The sequence below is a fragment of the Bradyrhizobium sp. Kon56 genome, assembly GCF_055807635.1.
Map to the genome: position 1 here is coordinate 1 of NZ_JBVVOU010000061.1, position 15377 is coordinate 15377.

Sequence of the window (15377 nt, forward strand, 5' to 3'; positions counted from 1 at the left end):
CGGAGATGAAGAAGCCGGAGCCCTCACCCGTGATCATCTGGCGGCGCTGGCGCGGCATGCCCTCCATGCCACCCGGGCCGCGGAAGCCGAATTGCCGCGAGAACTGGTCGAACGGCGTCGCCTCGTCCGAATCCATCCGGTTCTGTTGCAGCATCGCGCTCTTATCATTGTTCTGGTCGATCCTGACCCGCACCGAAATGACGGCGGGTTTGACCATGCTGACGAGGTCGCCGAAGCCCGGCGGTGTCGCGGCGGTCTCCGCGGCCTGGGCGGGCGCAATGAAGGAGGTCGCGCTGAACGGCGAAGAGCCGGGAGCAGTCGCCAGCACGGCCACGCCAAGCGCGGCCACGGTGCCGAGCAGCGCGAGCCGGCGCGGCCTCAGGACCTTGCGGGACGTTGTGGTGTCGGAATTGACGTGATCGCTCATGTCGATATGTCCATGTTGGGTAAGTCGCCTTGCACCCAACATGGTGGCCGCCACCTTACAGCGTCCCGTCCACGCGATTAAATCTTGGCAAAGTAGCCGGGCCGGCGATACGGCCAAAGGTCAAGGCTGCACGTTTGATGCAGCTCAACGCGGGCCATGCGCACCGTGGAAGACTGCGGCCACCGGATGATGTCCATCGGAGGCACGTCATGTACAAAGACATTCTCGTCCACATCCCCACCGAGCGGCCGATCCGCCCGGTGATCGACGGCTCGATCTCGCTCGCAGCGGGCCTCAACGCCCATCTCGATGCAGTTGCGGTTGGCTATGTGGCAACCAGTGCGGCCTATATCGTGGAGGGCGGCGCTGCGGTGGCGGCGGTGTTCGAGATGGAGCGCGAGAGTGCAGTGGAGCGGGCCGAGGCGGCGCTCGCGGTATTCAAGAGCAAAGCGATGAACGCCGGCATTTCCTACACATGCCACCCACTCGGGGCGATGCCGGGGGATGCGGTCGGCTTGCTCGGCGAGATGGCGCGGCTGCACGATCTCAGCATCGTGCTCCAGCCGGATCCGGCGCAAGGCTCACTCGACAACGATGTGCCCGGCGAGATCCTGTTCCAGGCGGGTGGCCCGGTGCTTTTCCTGCCCTACACCTTCCATGGAGCGTTCAAGGCGAAACGGATCGGCATCTGCTGGGATGGCAGCCGCCTCGCCGCGCGCGCTATGCGCGACGCCTCACCATTCCTGGCCCGCGCCGAGGAGATCGTGATCATTGCGATCAACGAAACAGATATGGTTCCCGAGGAAGTCTCGACGCGCAATCTGGCAAGGCATCTCGGCCGGCGCGGACTGTCGACCCGCACGGTCAACCTGTCGGCGGCGCGCTCTGACATTCAGCCGACCATGCTGTCGCTGGCAGCCGATGAGAACCTGGATCTTCTGATCATGGGCGGCTACGGCCATTCGCGTTTGCAAGAACGGTTCCTCGGCGGCGTCACCCGCGCCATGCTGGAAGCCATGACCGTCCCGACGCTGATGTCGCATTAATCGAGGGCTTATCCAGGTCGGGCCGGTCACAAGCCTTGTCGTTCGGGCTGACAACCGCGTCTTGAGCGGTGCCGGCGTTGGCAAGTTCAGGTCATATTCGAACAAGTTGGACCGTCACGCCGCGGCGGGTCTCTCCCACGCCGTGGCCTCGACGCCGTCCTCGTCTTGTTGCGCATTGCACGCGTCGAAATGCGCCTTGAGTTCGACTTCGGCGAGATGTTCGAAATGTTCGGCCTGGCCGAGCAGTTCCCAGCTCTGGAGCGGCCGGTAGGCGGCCTGCTGACGACAGAGGGACGCTAGCGCGCGGTAGCGACGTACGTTGTCCATGAGACCCTCCCTCGCATTCACAGAGCTTATTGCCCTTATTTGCGTCAGGGCGATGGCGGTTGTGCAAAAGATTTGCTGCGCCCGCCGCGCGCTTGACTCGCTTGTTTCTAGGCAAACGCGTATCGAGGCGAAAGTTCCAATCAGCGCGGACTCAACGCTTCGGACCTTACCGCAGGCCAAGGCTAGGGTTGTGGGTCATCCTCGTATATCTGCAGTGCAAAGGGGCACGCCCTGGCACACCCCAATTACGGTGCCGGCTCGCCCGCCTGTATCCGGCAGTCTACCGGATGAGCGCGGGCTCACCGGCACGCATTGTCTGCGCCGAACTATGTTGCAGCATCGGAACCCTGCCGGCTTCCGCAGCGGCGCGGATGGCCGCGATGTTGCCGGCATAGTCCGCACTGCTCTTGCCGCGAAACACGGCGGAGCCCGCTACAAGCGTATCGGCGCCCGCAGCGGCCACGGCGGCGGCATTGTCGCGCGTGATGCCACCGTCAACCTCGAGTCGGATCGGCCGGTCGCCTATCATGCTTCGAATACGCCCGATCTTCTCGAGTTGGGATTCGAGGAAGGACTGGCCGCCAAAGCCCGGATTGACCGTCATCACCAGGACGAGGTCGAGGCGATCGAGCACATATTCGATCGTGCTTTCGGGAGTCGCGGGACACAGGCTGACGCCGGCTTTCTTGCCGAGCGCGCGGATGGCCTGGAGCGAGCGATCGAGGTGCGGACCGGCTTCGGCATGCACCGTGATGACATCCGCGCCGGCCTTCGCGAACGCTTCGAGATAGGGATCGGCGGGCGCGATCATGAGATGCACGTCGAACATTTTCTTCGTCAGCGGCCGGATCGCCCTGATGACGTCCGCGCCATAACTGATGTTCGGGACGAAATGCCCGTCCATGACGTCGCAGTGAATCCAGTCGGCACCCGCCGCATCGATCGCCACGATCTCCTCGCCGAGGCGGGCGAAATTCGCAGCCAGGATTGACGGCGCGATGAGGATTTCTCTCGTCATGGCTTCGCACTCCCCTGCGCGTCCGCACCGCCGCTGAAGACGCGGCTCGCCAGGACGTCCATGGGATCGATCGTTTCGAGGTCGGCGATATCGAGCATGCGGTCGAGATCGGACACCAGCCGATCGGCCTGCCGCAGGCGGATGCGGTCGACGGCGTTGCGGATCGAGCGCGCATTGGAGAAGAACGGCTGGGTCCGACGTAGCGCGATGTATTTCTCGAACGCCTCGCGCGCCGCCGCCGAGAGGCGATAACCCCGTTCCTTCAGCATCAGCTCGGCGATGACGAGCAGCTCGGCTTCCGCATAGTCCGGAAAGTCGATGTGATGCGCGATCCGCGAACGGAAGCCGGGATTAGAGGCAAAGAAGCTCGTCATCCGCTCGCCATAGCCGGCAAGGATCACGACGAGGTCCTCGCGCTGGTTTTCCATCACCTGGAGCAGGATCTCGATCGCCTCCTGGCCGTAGTCGCGCTCGTTGTCGGGACGGTGCAGATAATAGGCCTCGTCGATGAACAGCACGCCGCCCATCGCCTTCTTCAGGATCTCCTTGGTCTTCGGCGCGGTGTGGCCGATATACTGGCCGACCAAATCGTCGCGCGTCACCGAGATCACCTGCCCGCGCCGCACGAAACCGAGGCCGTGCAGGATCTTTGCCATGCGCAGCGCGACCGTCGTCTTGCCGGTGCCGGGATTGCCGGTAAACGACATATGCAGCGTCGGTGGCGACGAAGCCAATCCCGCACGCTGCCGGATACGTTCGATCAGCAAGAGCGACGCGATCTGGCGCACGCGGCTCTTCACCGGCTTCAATCCGATCAGCTCCTGCTCGAGCTGCTGCAGCGTGCCCGTGATTCCAGCCTCTTCGGCCTCCTTGCGGAGATCGAAACTGGTCTCGCCGGGCTCAGTGGTCATGGCGTGGGGAACATCCAGCATCGGCACCTCGAAGAAAAGGGCTTCGCCGCGGGGGAGCGGCGAAGCAGTGGTCCGCCAAGGAAACGGAGCAGGGAGTGCTCCGCGCGGAGGAGAATGACTTAGGTTGGTGCGTGCGCGAGCTGCCGGCGCACGGTGGTGTAGCGGATCGCGCGTCCGCTCACCTCCTGCCGCACCAGCTCGAACTCGGCTTCCTGCGGCGGGCGGTTGACGATGAACGAGATCCGCACCGATTCCCAGCCATGGCTGGAGTCGAAGCCGCTGAGGCGGATGTATCGGTCGCCATACACTCTGCGGCATTCGGCGAGCTCCATCATCACGCCGGCGGCGTCCTGGAGATCGAACATCGGCAGGCCCCACATCTCCCAATAGGTGTTGCGGGGATGCGGATCGTCGGTGAACTCGATGTTCACCGCCCAGCCGTTGGTCAGGCAATACTGCACCTGCTTGGTGATCTGGTCGTCGGTCAGATCGGGCAGGAATGAGAAGCAGCCTTGGGTCAGCTTCATGTCAAATCTCCTCAAACGGTTTCGAGCGCGGTCGGCACGAAGTCCGGCGTGTCGGTGGATTCATAATTGAAGGAGACGTCCTTCCAAACCTCAAGTGCAGCTTTCAGCGGCGTACAGGTCTCGGCCGCCCTGGCCAGGATCTCCGGTCCTTCGTGGACGTAGTCGCGGCCCTCGTTGCGGGCGAGGATCATCGCTTCCAGCGCCACACGGTTGGCGATCGCGCCGGCCGCGATGCCCATGGGATGGCCGATGGTGCCGCCGCCGAACTGGAGCACGACGTCCTCGCCGAGCAGGTCGAGCAGCTGGTGCATCTGGCCGGCATGGATGCCGCCGGAGGCGACCGGCATCATCTTGTTCAGGCTCGCCCATGACTGGTCGAAGAACAGGCCGTGTTCGAGCTTGGCCGGGTTGAAGTCTTCGCGACAGACATCGTAATAGCCGCGCGTGGTGTTGGGATCGCCTTCGAGCTTGCCGACCACGGTGCCGGCATGGATGTGATCGACGCCGGCGAGCCGCATCCACTTGGCGATGACGCGGAACGACACCCCATGGCTTTTCTGCCGCGTGTAGGTCGAGTGACCGGCGCGATGCAGATGCAGGATCATGTCGTTGCGGCGCGCCCATTTCGCCATCGACTGGATTGCGGTGTAGCCGATCACGAGATCGATCATGACGATGCAGGACCCGAGCTCCTTCGCGAACTCGGCGCGCTCGTACATATCCTCCATGGTTCCCGCGGTGATATTCAGGTAGGTCCCCTTGGCCTCACCGGAGGCCGCCTGCGCCCGGTTCACCGCCTCCATGCAATAAAGGAAGCGGTCGCGCCAGTGCATGAACGGCTGCGAGTTGATGTTCTCGTCATCCTTGGTGAAGTCGAGCCCGCCCTTCAGCGCCTCGTAGACCACGCGACCGTAATTGCGGCCCGAGAGGCCGAGCTTAGGCTTGACGGTCGCGCCGAGCAGCGGCCTGCCGAACTTGTCGAGCCGCTCGCGCTCGACCACGATGCCGGTGGCCGGTCCCTGGAACGTCTTCACATACGCGACCGGGAAACGCATGTCCTCCAGCCGCAGCGCCTTCAGTGGCTTGAAGCCAAATACGTTGCCGATGATCGAGGCCGAGAGGTTGGCGATCGAGCCCGGCTCGAACAGGTCGAGGTCATAGGCGATGTAGGCGAAGTACGAGCCCGGCGTGCCCGGCACCGGATCGACGCGGTAGCATTTCGCGCGATACTTCTCGGCGGCGGTCAACCGATCGGTCCACACCACCGTCCAGGTCGCGGTCGAGGATTCGCCGGCGACTGCGGCTGACGCCTCGATCGGATCGACGCCCTCTTGCGGCGTGACGCGGAACAGCGCGATGACGTCGGTGTCCTTGGGCACGTAGTCGGGCTCCCAATAGCCCATGCGCTTGTATTCCATCACGCCCGATCGATATCTTTCCTTGCCGCGGACGGTTCCTGCATGTGCATTCATGGCTCTCTCCTGCTCTTCTCTCTCTGAATGATTAGGCCGCGACGGGCTCGCGGGCGTCGACGCGCGGATCGAGATCGCCGGCGCGGTAGCGCCGCGCCATCTCGCTCAAGGGAACGACCTTGATACCGCTGGCGTGGCCTGCGGTGCCGAACTGCTCGAAGCGCTCGCGGCAGAGCTCGCGCATCGCATCCATGGCGGGCTTGAGAAATTTGCGCGGATCGAACTCGGAGCGCGTTTGCGCGGCCACTTTCCGGAACACCGCGGTCATTGCCAGCCGGCAGTCGGTGTCGATATTGACCTTGCGCACGCCGCTCGTGATGCCGCGGACGATCTCCTCGACCGGCACGCCCCAGGTCTGCGGCATCTCGCCGCCAAACTGGTTGAACATGTCCTGGAGCGGCTGAGGCACCGAGGAAGAGCCGTGCATCACGAGATGCGTGTTCGGCAGCCGGCGATGAATCTCCTCGACCACCCGCATCGCCAGAATGTCGCCGTCCGGCTTGCGGCTGAACTTGTAGGCGCCGTGCGAGGTGCCCATCGCGATCGCGAGCGCATCGACTTTGGTAGCGCGGACGAAGTCGACCGCCTGGTCGGGATCCGTGAGCAACTGATCATGGCTGACCGTGCCTTCGACGCCGTGACCGTCCTCCTGCTCGCCGCCCCCATGCTCGAGCGAGCCGAGCACGCCGAGCTCGCCTTCGACGGAGGCACCGACCCAATGCGCGAGATCGACGACGCGGCGGGTGATCGCAACGTTGTAGTCGTAGTCGGCCGCGGTCTTGGCGTCGGCCTTGAGCGAGCCGTCCATCATCACCGAGGTGAAGCCATGGGCGATCGCGGACGCGCAGGTCGCCTCGTCATTGCCATGGTCCTGGTGCAGGCAGAGCGGGATGTCTGGATAGGTCCGCTCCAGCGCATCGATCATGTGCGAGAGCATGAGGTCGCCGGCATAGCTGCGCGCGCCGCGCGAAGCCTGGATGATGACGGGCGCGTCGACCTCGGCCGCCGCCTGCATGATCGCGATGCCCTGCTCCATGTTGTTGATGTTGAACGCCGGCACCGCGTAGCCGTGACTGGCGGCGTGGTCGAGCAGCTGACGAAGAGTGATACGGGCCACGACAAATCCTCCTGTTATTGCTTGCCGGCGCGGGCCATCGCCCGCCGGGCGGCTTCCGCAACGCCTTGCGGCGTGATGCCGAATTCGCGGTAGAGCACCGGGGCCGGCGCCGAAGCGCCGAAGCCGCGCATGCCGACGAATTCGCCCTCGGTTCCGATCCAGCGGTGCCAATCGCCGACGACTGCCGCCTCGATGCCAACCCGCGGCGCGGTGCCGAGCACAGCGGCGCGGTAATCCTCCGGCTGCTCCTCGAACAACGCGAAGCAGGGCGCGGAGACCACGGCCGCACGGACGTGCTCGGTAGCGAGCAGGCGGGCCGCCTCCAGCGCAATAGACACTTCCGAACCCGTTGCGATGAGCGTCACGTCGCGGCCACCGTCCGGCGAAACGATCAGATAGGCGCCGCGTGCGACGCGGTTCCTCCCGCGGACATCGCTGCGGAAGGTCGGCAGCGCCTGACGGGACAGGCACAGCACGGAGGGACGATTTTCAGCTTGGAGCGCGCAGTCCCATGCTTCCAGCGTCTCAACCGCGTCGGCCGGCCGGAAAACAAGCAGGTTCGGAATGACGCGGAGCGCTGCGAGATGCTCGACCGGTTGGTGCGTGGGGCCGTCCTCACCGAGGCCAATGGAGTCATGGGTCATCACATGAATGACGCGGATCCGCATCAAGGCCGCAAGGCGGATCGCCGGCCGGCTGTAATCGGAGAACGCGAGGAAGGTGCCGCCATAGGGAATGAAGCCCCCGTACAGCGCGAGGCCGTTCATCGCGGCCGCCATGCCATGCTCGCGGATGCCGTAATGGATGTAATCGCCGGCGAACGCGTCGCGCTTGACCGGGGTCTGCGCCTTGGCATGCGTCAGGTTCGAATGCGTGAGATCCGCCGAGCCGCCGACAAATCCGGGAATCGTCTCGGCGATGCCGTCGAGCACCTGTTGCGACGCCTGCCGCGTCGCGAGCTTCGGACGCTCGGTGGCAAAGCGCTCGCGCAATTTCGCCGAGGCCTGGGCATAGGCGTTCGGCAGGGCAACCGCCTTGCCCTCGATAAACAGGTCGCGCTGCTCGGGCGTCGCGCATTCATAGCGATCGAGCCAGGCGAGACGCTCGACCTGCCCGCGCTGCCCGATCATCCGCCATGCTTTCAGGATCGTGACAGGCACCACGAAGGGCTGATAGTCCCAGCCGAGCGTTCGCCGCGCCGCGGCCGTCTGCTCCGTGCCGAGCGGCGCGCCATGCGCCTTCTCGGTGCCCTGACGATCCGGCGCGCCGAAGCCGATGATGGTGCGGCAGGCGATCAGCGACGGTCTTGTGCTCTCACGCTCCTCGGCAATCGCCTGCGAAACTGCTTCGGGATCGTGCCCGTCAACACCGCGCACCGACCAGCCGGAGGCAGCGAAGCGCGCGAGCTGGTCATCGGAGGTCGCAAGCGAGGTCGGGCCGTCAATGGATATGCCGTTGTCGTCGAACAGCACGATCAGGCGGCCCAGCCCGAGATGCCCGGCGAGCGAGATCGCTTCCTGGCTGATGCCTTCCATCAGACAGCCGTCGCCGGCGATGACGTACGTGAAATGATCGACGAGGCCGTCGCCATGTTGCGCATTGGCCATGCGCTCGGCGAGTGCCATGCCGACCGCGGTCGCAATCCCCTGCCCCAGCGGACCGGTCGTCGTCTCGACGCCCGGCGTATGGCCATATTCCGGATGGCCCGGCGTCTTCGAGCCCCATTGCCGGAACGCCTTGATGTCATCGAGGCTGACGTCGCCGCCGGTGAGATGGAGCAATGCATAGAGCAGCATCGAGCCATGGCCCGCCGACAGCACGAAGCGATCGCGATCCGGCCAATGGGGGTGAGCCGAGTCGAATTTCAGGAAGCGCGAGAACAGCACGGTGGCGACATCGGCCATGCCCATGGGCAGTCCGGGGTGGCCGGACTGCGAAGTCTCGATGGCGTCGACCGCGAGGAAGCGGACGGCGTTGGCGAGATCGCTATGCGATACCGCCGTGAGGTCAGCGTCGGCGTGGACGGAGATGTTCATCGGATCCTCCCCTCGTTCACTTCAGGTTTCGCTTACGCTCGATCAGCTGCATGATCAGCGGCGTCAGGATCAGCTGCATCGCAAGATCGAGTTTCGCGCCGGGACACACGATCGAATTGGCACGCGACATCCAGCTTTGCGGCAGCATCGAGAGCAGATAGGGGAAGTCGATGCCGCGCGGGTTCTTGAAGCGGATCACGACCATCGACTCGTCCGGCGTCGGGATCCAGCGCGCGATGAACGGATTGGAGGTGTCCACCGTCGGCACACGCTGGAAGTTGATGTCGGTCTCGGAAAATTGCGGGCAGATGTAGTGGATGTAATCGGGCATCCGCCGCAGAACGGTGTCGGTAACGGCCTCGGTCGAATAGCCTCGCGCACTGCGGTCGCGGTGCAGCTTCTGGATCCATTCGAGATTGATAACGGGCACGACGCCGATCTTGAGGTCGGCATAACGCGCGACGTTGACCTTGTCGGTAACGACAGCACCGTGCAGGCCCTCGTAGAACAGAAGGTCGGAGCTCTCCGGCAGCCGTTTCCATTCGGTGAAGGTGCCGGGTGCGGCGCCATGCAGCGCGGATTCCTCGGCGTCGTGGACGTAGTGCCGCGTCGTCGCCGTGCCGGTCTCGCCATAGTCGCGGAACGCCCGCTCCAGCTCCTCGAACAGATTGGTCTCGGGGCTGAAATGGCTGAAATGCCTGTTGCCGCGATCGGCCTCCTTCGCCATCTGCGTGCGCATTTCCGCGCGATCGTAGCGATGGAAGGCGTCGCCTTCGATGTAGGCGGCGTTGACCTTCTCGCGGAAGAAGATCTGCTCAAAGGTCTTCTTGACCGACGTGGTGCCGGCGCCGGAAGAGCCGGTGATGGAGATGATCGGATGCTTCCTGGACATCGGGGCGCCTCGCTCAGAGCCGGAAGAAGCCGCGCCGCGCGAACAGCGGTGCGGAGACGCTGGCGACCAGCAAGGGATCGCAATGCAGTTCCTCGACGCGCTGCACCTCGTTGTTCGAACCCATGATCAGCGGCACGCGTTGATGCAGGCTCTGCGCCGAGAGTTCGAGGATACGCTCGCGCCCGGTCGAAGCCGAGCCGCCGGCCTGCTCGACGATGTAAGCCATCGGGTGCGCCTCGTAGACGAGGCGCAGGCGGCCATCGCCATAGCCGGGCCGTGAATCGGAGGGATAGAGGAACACGCCGCCGCGGGTAAGGATGCGATAGGCCTCGGCCACCAGCGAGCCGACCCAGCGCATGTTGAAATTGTGGTTGGCCTGCCCTTCCACACCGGCGAGGCATTCGTCGACGAAGGCGCGCACCGGCTGTTCCCAATGCCGGCGGTTCGAGGCGTTGATCGCGAACTCCTCGCAGGTCTCGGAGATTTGCACGGCGCTACGCGCGAGACGGAAGCAACCGGACCCGCGGTCAAGCGTGAAGATGTCGACGCCCTCGCCGAGCGTCAGCACCAGCGAGGTCTGCGGGCCGTAGGTGACGAATCCCGCCGCGAGCTGCGCCGAGCCGCGCTGATGGAAGGCGAGCGCGAGATCGTCGGGCGCGGGCAGGATCGAGAAGATCGTGCCCACGGTCATGTTGATGTCGATATTGGAGGAGCCGTCGAGCGGATCGATCGCGACGCAGATCTTCGCCGCGCGGTCACCGATCTGCGGTTCACGCATCTCCTCCGACGCCAGTGCCGCGATCGGCAGCTTGCCGAGACAGCGGCGCAGGATCGCATCCGCCTGCACGTCGAGATCGCGCTGCACGTCACCGTCGCTGTTGCGGCCGGTGGTCAGGCCCGACGCATCCGCAAGGTCTCCCGTGGCGATAAGATCGGCGATCTCGATCGCGGCCGCCGCGATGGCATCGACCGCGGCCGCTACGGCCAGCGCATGCGGCGCCGTCTCGGAATACCGCTGAAGGTGGTCGTCCAGCCTGAGTTGCCCGGTCATCTGCGTCCATCCCTTTGCAGGCGCCGCATCCAGTTCCCTCCTCGCTGGAGGTCGGTGCGGCCAGTGCCAACAACGACGAGATTGACAGGGGCGGCTTAATAAGGAAAATTTCTATTTATAATGAGCGCCAAAGAATTATCTTATAATGTCCATTCGACGGCACAGCTCCGGCATCTCACGATCCGGCAGCTTCGCTCGCTTGCGGCGCTCTCGGCAAAAGGCAGCGTCACGGCAGCCTCGACCCAGCTCGGCCTGACGCAGCCGGCCGTGACCCAGCAATTGCGTCAGCTGCAGGATCTCGCCGGACTGCCGCTGCTTCAGCGGACCGGCGACGGCATGCTGCTGACGGAAGCCGGCAAGGAGGTGCTGGCGCTCGCCGAGCGCGTCGAGGCCGCAATCGCGGACTGCCAGGGTTCGCTCGACCTGCTTGCGGGGCGAACCGGCGGCACGGTGCATCTCGGCGCGGTCTCGACCGCGAAATATTTCGTGCCGCACGCGATCGCGGCATTCTCGAAGCGGTATCCGAAGATCGAGATCAAGCTCACGGTCGGCAATCGCGAGGAGATCCGCGGGGCCATGCACGGCTACGACCTCGACTTCGCGGTGATGGGTCGGCCACCGGCCGATGTCAGCGTCGACGTCCGGCAGCTCGGGCGCAATCCGCACATCATCGTCGCGCGCAAGGGGCACTGGCTGGAGAAGGATTCCGGCCTCAACCTCACCGACCTCGTGCACGAGACCTTCCTCACCCGCGAGCCCGGCTCGGGGACGCGGACACTGATGGAAGGCATGTTCCAGAGGTCGGATCTTGAGCCGATCATCGGCATGGAGATGAGCAGCAACGAGACCATCAAGCAGGCGGTCATCGCCGGGCTCGGCATCGCCTTCATCTCGGCCCACACCGTGGCGCACGAGCTCACCGAGGGCCGGCTGATCGTGCTCGACGTCGCGGGCCTGCCGATCGTGCGGCAATGGTACGTGATCCGCCGCAGCGACAAGGTGCTGTTGCCGCCGGCGCAGGCGATGTTCGATTTCTTGGGATCGGAGGGGTCGAACTATCTTCCCGACGTGCCCGAATTCGGCGCGCGATAGCCCGTCGAAATTCAGCCCATCAGCTTCATCGCGACCGTAGCCGCGAGAATGACGATGATCTGGAGCAGGCGCTCGGTCGTGAAGATGCGGTTGAAGGTGGTCATCGCTTGCCCCGGCCGAATTGGGATGTCTCGGTCGGGACGTTGCTAGCACAGACGGGCGACGAGATAACTCCGTAATCGCCCCGTGTTTTCCGTGCACGACCCGACGACCGGCCCTTCGGCGGGCCTGCGCAAGGCCGCGCCGATGGTTAACGATCAGGCCGCGCGTGTAGGGGCGTAGTCCATCCGCGCGGCGAAATAGGCTTCCAGCTCCAGCAGCGCCCGCGCTTCCCAATCCTTCGCCTGCTCGAGCAGCGACCAGCTCTGGTCCGGGCGGAATGCAGCGGTCTGGCGATAGAGCGATGCGATACCGCGGTAGCGGCGCACGTTCTCCAAGATGGCGTGACCGGTGATTTGGCCGTTCATGTCCGAAAACTCCCTCGTCATTCCCGGGGGAGAAATTGCGGCCAAATCTTTTTCGAAAAGTTAGCGCCGCACAGCAAGCGCGCGAATGGTTTCCGGACTGTTGCCCGCGCGCAACGTGCGCGGCCGCACAAGGCCGATCTATTGCGAATTCGTCGCCGCGCTCTCGCCCCGCGGCTTCAACCCACCGCGGCTGATGATCTCGCGGCAGAGATCGGCAAGGCCGATCACCAGCACGGCGAGCAGGCAGAACAGCTTGATGGAATCGGCATGCGCGCTGGTCAGCGAATTGAACTCGAAGAAGGGCGGCATGAATGCCCACCATACCAGCGGAATGGTGAGTAGTGCGGCGAACGCCGCCGCCGGTGCGCCCGCAATAATGCCGAGCACGAACAGGCTGGGCAGGAACGCCGCGAAATAGAGTTTTGCGCCGAGCGCGACACAGCCGCCCTGGAGCGCAGCCGACATTGCGACAACGATGAATCCAAGCAGAAACGCCTGCCACGACCATGGTCGTACCCGCGGTACGCCAACCAGCCCCGCACGCCTCATCAGCCTCCCCCTGCCGCCCGTTAACCAGGCTCGCTTGCGACCAAAGTACTACAGCGGCAGGGAAACTGCGAGGTGGAAATTGCCGACCCGGCGGCCTTGGTAAACGGGCCGGATCGCTAATTGGAGCAACCAGCCCCTACTCGGTGGCCGCATAGACCAGGCCTGCGACGGGCAGCGCGAGCCCAAAGGCCGATGCGAGCGTCCAGCCGCCTTGTGCAAACGCCCACGCGCCGACCGCCGAGCCCGCCGCGCCCGCGGTGAAGAAGGTCGCCATGTAGAGACCGTTCAGGCGGCTGCGGTGCTCATGCCCCAGCGCGAAGATCGCGCGGAAGCCGAGCACGACGTTGCCCTGCACGCCGATGTCGATCGCGATCGCAGCCACGACCAGGCAGGCGAGGTTCAGCACCGATCCGGGCGCGCCGACATGCGTAATCAGGAATCCTACGGCCGCGAGTAGCAGCGCGACCAGCGTGGCCATGCGGCTATGGCCGCGATCGGCAAGCCGTCCCGCGATCGGGGCTGCGAACACGCCGGCGACACCGGCAAGCGCGAACAGCGCGATGCCGCGCTGGGTGAAGCCGAATTCGCTCGCGAGCAGCAGCGGCGTCACGGTCCAGAACAGGCTGAAGGCGCCGAACAGGCTGGCCTGGTACAGCGCGCGGCGGCGCAGCAGCGGCGTGGTCCGCACCAGATGCGGCATCGACAGCAGCAACTCGCCGTAATGCATCCGCGCGACCGGCCTGCGCTTCGGCAGCGTCATCCAGAGTACCGCTGCGAGCACGATCATCAACGCGGCCGAGCAGAAGAACACTGCATGCCACGACAGCATCGCCGTGACGAAACTCGACACCGGCCGCGCCAGCATGATGCCGAGCATCAGGCCGGTCGAGACGTTGCCGACGACGCGGCCGCGAATGGCTGCCGGCGCAAGATGCGCCGCATAGGGAATGATGATCTGCACCGCGACCGAGCCGAGTCCGATGAACAACGCGGCGATCAGGAAGGGCAGCGCGTGGGACGCGAACCCCGCGGCGAGCAGGGCTGCCGCGCCGAGCGTGATGACGGAGCAAATCAGGGTACGGTTCTCGACGAGGTCGCCGAGCGGCACGATGAAGAGAAGCCCCACGCCGTAGCCGATCTGCGTCATGGTGACGATCAGTCCCGCCGCTTCATGCGACAGGCCGAGCGCGGCGCTGATCGGGGCGATCAGCGGCTGGGCGTAATAGATGTTGGCGGCGACCATGCCACAGGCCGCGGCAAGCACGAAGGTCAGTCGCTGCGACACCGCATCCGGATCCGGCGCGGTCTCGATCGTGGCATTCATCGTCATTCACAGGCTCTCCAGATTCGGAAACGGTCGTTTCCTAATATGACAAAAATTCAGGCGAGCAGCTTCATCGCGACGGCGACCAGGCGCTTGCCGTCGAGCGAAAGGCCCGCCTTGCCGACCACGCGCAGGCCCTGCGTGATGCAGATCATCAGGCGCGCGGTGTCGGCGGCGGCGACATGGCGGGGAATCGAGCCGTCGGCCTGCCCCTCGCGAATGAGGCCGGCGATGAAGCCTTCGTTGGTCTCGAGCCGCGCGCTGACGAGGGCGGCGACCACCGGATCGACCGCGGACAATTCGACCGCGCTGCCGACCACGAGGCAGCCGCGCCGCCCCTCGCTGCCCTGGGAATGCTCTACATACGACAGCAGCATGTTGCGCAGCCGCTCGCGGCCATTGGCGCCTTTTGCCGCCGCGCTGCGCGTCTGCTCCTGGCGCAGCGCCGCGTAGCGCTCGAAGGCGGCGAGAAACACCGCATGCTTGTCGCGAAACGCCTTGTAGATGCTGCCGGTCGCCAGCCGCATCGCCGCGGTGAGATCGCCGATCGACGTGGCATGATAACCGCGCTCGGAAAACACGCGGACGGCCCTGTCGAGCGCGGTGTCCATGTCGAACTCCCGCGGACGGCCGGGCGAACGGGCGACGGAGCTGGATTTGCGGGCCGCTTTTTGCATTGCAGGATAATAGGGAATGTTTGTTTCCAAACAAAGACACTTGGTTGTGATTGGGGCGGTAGGGCCACTAACTCCGGCGTCGCCCCTGGCCAAGGCCAGGACCCATTATCCCAGGGAAGGGGTTGGGCGGACATTCGTTCGGTGGGATTGATACCGCCTTAAATCGATAGACCTCGCGGTATGGGTCCTGGCCTTCGCCACGACGACATTTGAGGTTGTTACGCCTGACTGCCGGGCATCGCCACGGCGCAGGCCACATCGCGGTCCTGCGCACATTACAACTTGCAGACATGCCTTCTCATCCTCGCGGCTGATTCCGCCCGAGCTTTGCTTCGTCGCTTCACCCTCTTGTCCAAGAGAGCGCAGTGAAGGCCGGGTGCCGGCTGGCACCCGCGGTCCGCTGCGCGAAAAGCACACGCAGGAAAACCGCACAGCAGCATACAG

General features: G+C 64.8%; 15 protein-coding genes and 1 pseudogene. 2 read left to right on the forward strand and 14 right to left on the reverse strand.

Annotated elements, in window-relative coordinates:
- Positions 1–427, reverse strand: a pseudogene (locus AC0L3B_RS37025) (serine peptidase); the annotation flags it as partial.
- A gap of 209 nt (positions 428–636) precedes the next feature.
- Between AC0L3B_RS37025 and AC0L3B_RS37030 the strand changes: the two are divergent.
- Positions 637–1473: a universal stress protein gene (locus AC0L3B_RS37030; RefSeq protein WP_247298579.1), complete on the forward strand. Its 837-nt coding sequence runs from the start codon at positions 637–639 to the stop codon at positions 1471–1473.
- Between the two features lie 114 nt (positions 1474–1587).
- Here the strand turns inward: AC0L3B_RS37030 and AC0L3B_RS37035 are convergent, their stop codons facing one another.
- From AC0L3B_RS37035 to AC0L3B_RS37075, 9 genes are all read right to left on the reverse strand, one after another.
- A complete protein-coding gene (locus AC0L3B_RS37035) occupies positions 1588–1800 on the reverse strand; it encodes a hypothetical protein (protein WP_018456190.1) in 213 nt (70 codons plus the stop codon).
- A 280-nt stretch (positions 1801–2080) separates the two neighbouring features.
- Positions 2081–2818: a ribulose-phosphate 3-epimerase gene (gene rpe / locus AC0L3B_RS37040; RefSeq protein WP_018456189.1), complete on the reverse strand. Its 738-nt coding sequence runs from the start codon at positions 2816–2818 to the stop codon at positions 2081–2083.
- On the reverse strand, positions 2815–3750 hold the full coding sequence (cbbX, locus tag AC0L3B_RS37045) for a CbbX protein (protein ID WP_018456188.1): 936 nt from the start codon (positions 3748–3750) through the stop codon (positions 2815–2817). Before cbbX ends, rpe begins: the two co-directional genes overlap by 4 nt.
- 98 nt (positions 3751–3848) lie before the next feature.
- A complete protein-coding gene (locus AC0L3B_RS37050) occupies positions 3849–4256 on the reverse strand; it encodes a ribulose bisphosphate carboxylase small subunit (RefSeq protein ID WP_018456187.1) in 408 nt (135 codons plus the stop codon).
- An 11-nt stretch (positions 4257–4267) separates the two neighbouring features.
- On the reverse strand, positions 4268–5728 hold the full coding sequence (locus tag AC0L3B_RS37055) for a form I ribulose bisphosphate carboxylase large subunit (RefSeq protein ID WP_085352576.1): 1461 nt from the start codon (positions 5726–5728) through the stop codon (positions 4268–4270).
- Positions 5729–5759: 31 nt separating this feature from the next.
- A complete protein-coding gene (fba, locus tag AC0L3B_RS37060; protein ID WP_018456185.1) occupies positions 5760–6845 on the reverse strand; it encodes a class II fructose-bisphosphate aldolase in 1086 nt (361 codons plus the stop codon).
- Between the two features lie 14 nt (positions 6846–6859).
- Positions 6860–8881 (reverse strand): transketolase, encoded by a 2022-nt coding sequence (gene tkt, locus AC0L3B_RS37065; RefSeq protein ID WP_473382387.1) that lies wholly within the window; start codon positions 8879–8881, stop codon positions 6860–6862.
- 16 nt (positions 8882–8897) lie between these two features.
- Positions 8898–9773, reverse strand: a complete 876-nt coding sequence (locus AC0L3B_RS37070; RefSeq protein WP_063993396.1) for a phosphoribulokinase — start codon at positions 9771–9773, stop codon at positions 8898–8900.
- 13 nt (positions 9774–9786) lie between these two features.
- On the reverse strand, positions 9787–10824 hold the full coding sequence (locus tag AC0L3B_RS37075; protein WP_085352578.1) for a class 1 fructose-bisphosphatase: 1038 nt from the start codon (positions 10822–10824) through the stop codon (positions 9787–9789).
- A 120-nt stretch (positions 10825–10944) separates the two neighbouring features.
- Between AC0L3B_RS37075 and AC0L3B_RS37080 the strand changes: the two genes are divergently transcribed.
- Positions 10945–11916: a LysR family transcriptional regulator gene (locus AC0L3B_RS37080; RefSeq protein ID WP_247298573.1), complete on the forward strand. Its 972-nt coding sequence runs from the start codon at positions 10945–10947 to the stop codon at positions 11914–11916.
- Positions 11917–12173: 257 nt separating this feature from the next.
- Here AC0L3B_RS37080 and AC0L3B_RS37085 read toward each other — a convergent pair whose 3' ends face one another.
- The 4 genes from AC0L3B_RS37085 to AC0L3B_RS37100 all read right to left on the reverse strand — a co-directional run bounded on the left by AC0L3B_RS37085 (position 12174) and on the right by AC0L3B_RS37100 (position 14933).
- Positions 12174–12383 (reverse strand): hypothetical protein, encoded by a 210-nt coding sequence (locus AC0L3B_RS37085; protein WP_018456179.1) that lies wholly within the window; start codon positions 12381–12383, stop codon positions 12174–12176.
- 138 nt (positions 12384–12521) lie between these two features.
- Positions 12522–12932 (reverse strand): hypothetical protein, encoded by a 411-nt coding sequence (locus AC0L3B_RS37090; RefSeq protein ID WP_026233102.1) that lies wholly within the window; start codon positions 12930–12932, stop codon positions 12522–12524.
- Positions 12933–13068: 136 nt separating this feature from the next.
- On the reverse strand, positions 13069–14262 hold the full coding sequence (locus tag AC0L3B_RS37095; protein ID WP_247298570.1) for an MFS transporter: 1194 nt from the start codon (positions 14260–14262) through the stop codon (positions 13069–13071).
- Between the two features lie 50 nt (positions 14263–14312).
- Positions 14313–14933, reverse strand: coding sequence for a TetR/AcrR family transcriptional regulator (locus AC0L3B_RS37100; protein WP_345946471.1), 621 nt, complete (start codon positions 14931–14933; stop codon positions 14313–14315).
- Positions 14934–15377: the final 444 nt, after the last annotated feature.

Bases quoted from the DNA above. Each gene is read 5' to 3' on its own strand.
- AC0L3B_RS37090 (WP_026233102.1), bottom strand. From the start codon at position 12,932: ATGAGGCGTGCGGGGCTGGTTGGCGTACCGCGGGTACGACCATGGTCG.
- AC0L3B_RS37080 (WP_247298573.1), top strand. From the start codon at position 10,945: ATGAGCGCCAAAGAATTATCTTATAATGTCCATTCGACGGCACAGCTC.
- cbbX (WP_018456188.1), bottom strand. From the start codon at position 3,750: ATGCTGGATGTTCCCCACGCCATGACCACTGAGCCCGGCGAGACCAGT.
- AC0L3B_RS37100 (WP_345946471.1), bottom strand. From the start codon at position 14,933: ATGCAAAAAGCGGCCCGCAAATCCAGCTCCGTCGCCCGTTCGCCCGGC.
- rpe (WP_018456189.1), bottom strand. From the start codon at position 2,818: ATGACGAGAGAAATCCTCATCGCGCCGTCAATCCTGGCTGCGAATTTC.
- AC0L3B_RS37030 (WP_247298579.1), top strand. From the start codon at position 637: ATGTACAAAGACATTCTCGTCCACATCCCCACCGAGCGGCCGATCCGC.
- tkt (WP_473382387.1), bottom strand. From the start codon at position 8,881: ATGAACATCTCCGTCCACGCCGACGCTGACCTCACGGCGGTATCGCAT.
- AC0L3B_RS37055 (WP_085352576.1), bottom strand. From the start codon at position 5,728: ATGAATGCACATGCAGGAACCGTCCGCGGCAAGGAAAGATATCGATCG.
- AC0L3B_RS37085 (WP_018456179.1), bottom strand. From the start codon at position 12,383: ATGAACGGCCAAATCACCGGTCACGCCATCTTGGAGAACGTGCGCCGC.
- AC0L3B_RS37035 (WP_018456190.1), bottom strand. From the start codon at position 1,800: ATGGACAACGTACGTCGCTACCGCGCGCTAGCGTCCCTCTGTCGTCAG.
- AC0L3B_RS37070 (WP_063993396.1), bottom strand. From the start codon at position 9,773: ATGTCCAGGAAGCATCCGATCATCTCCATCACCGGCTCTTCCGGCGCC.
- AC0L3B_RS37095 (WP_247298570.1), bottom strand. From the start codon at position 14,262: ATGACGATGAATGCCACGATCGAGACCGCGCCGGATCCGGATGCGGTG.
- AC0L3B_RS37050 (WP_018456187.1), bottom strand. From the start codon at position 4,256: ATGAAGCTGACCCAAGGCTGCTTCTCATTCCTGCCCGATCTGACCGAC.
- AC0L3B_RS37075 (WP_085352578.1), bottom strand. From the start codon at position 10,824: ATGACCGGGCAACTCAGGCTGGACGACCACCTTCAGCGGTATTCCGAG.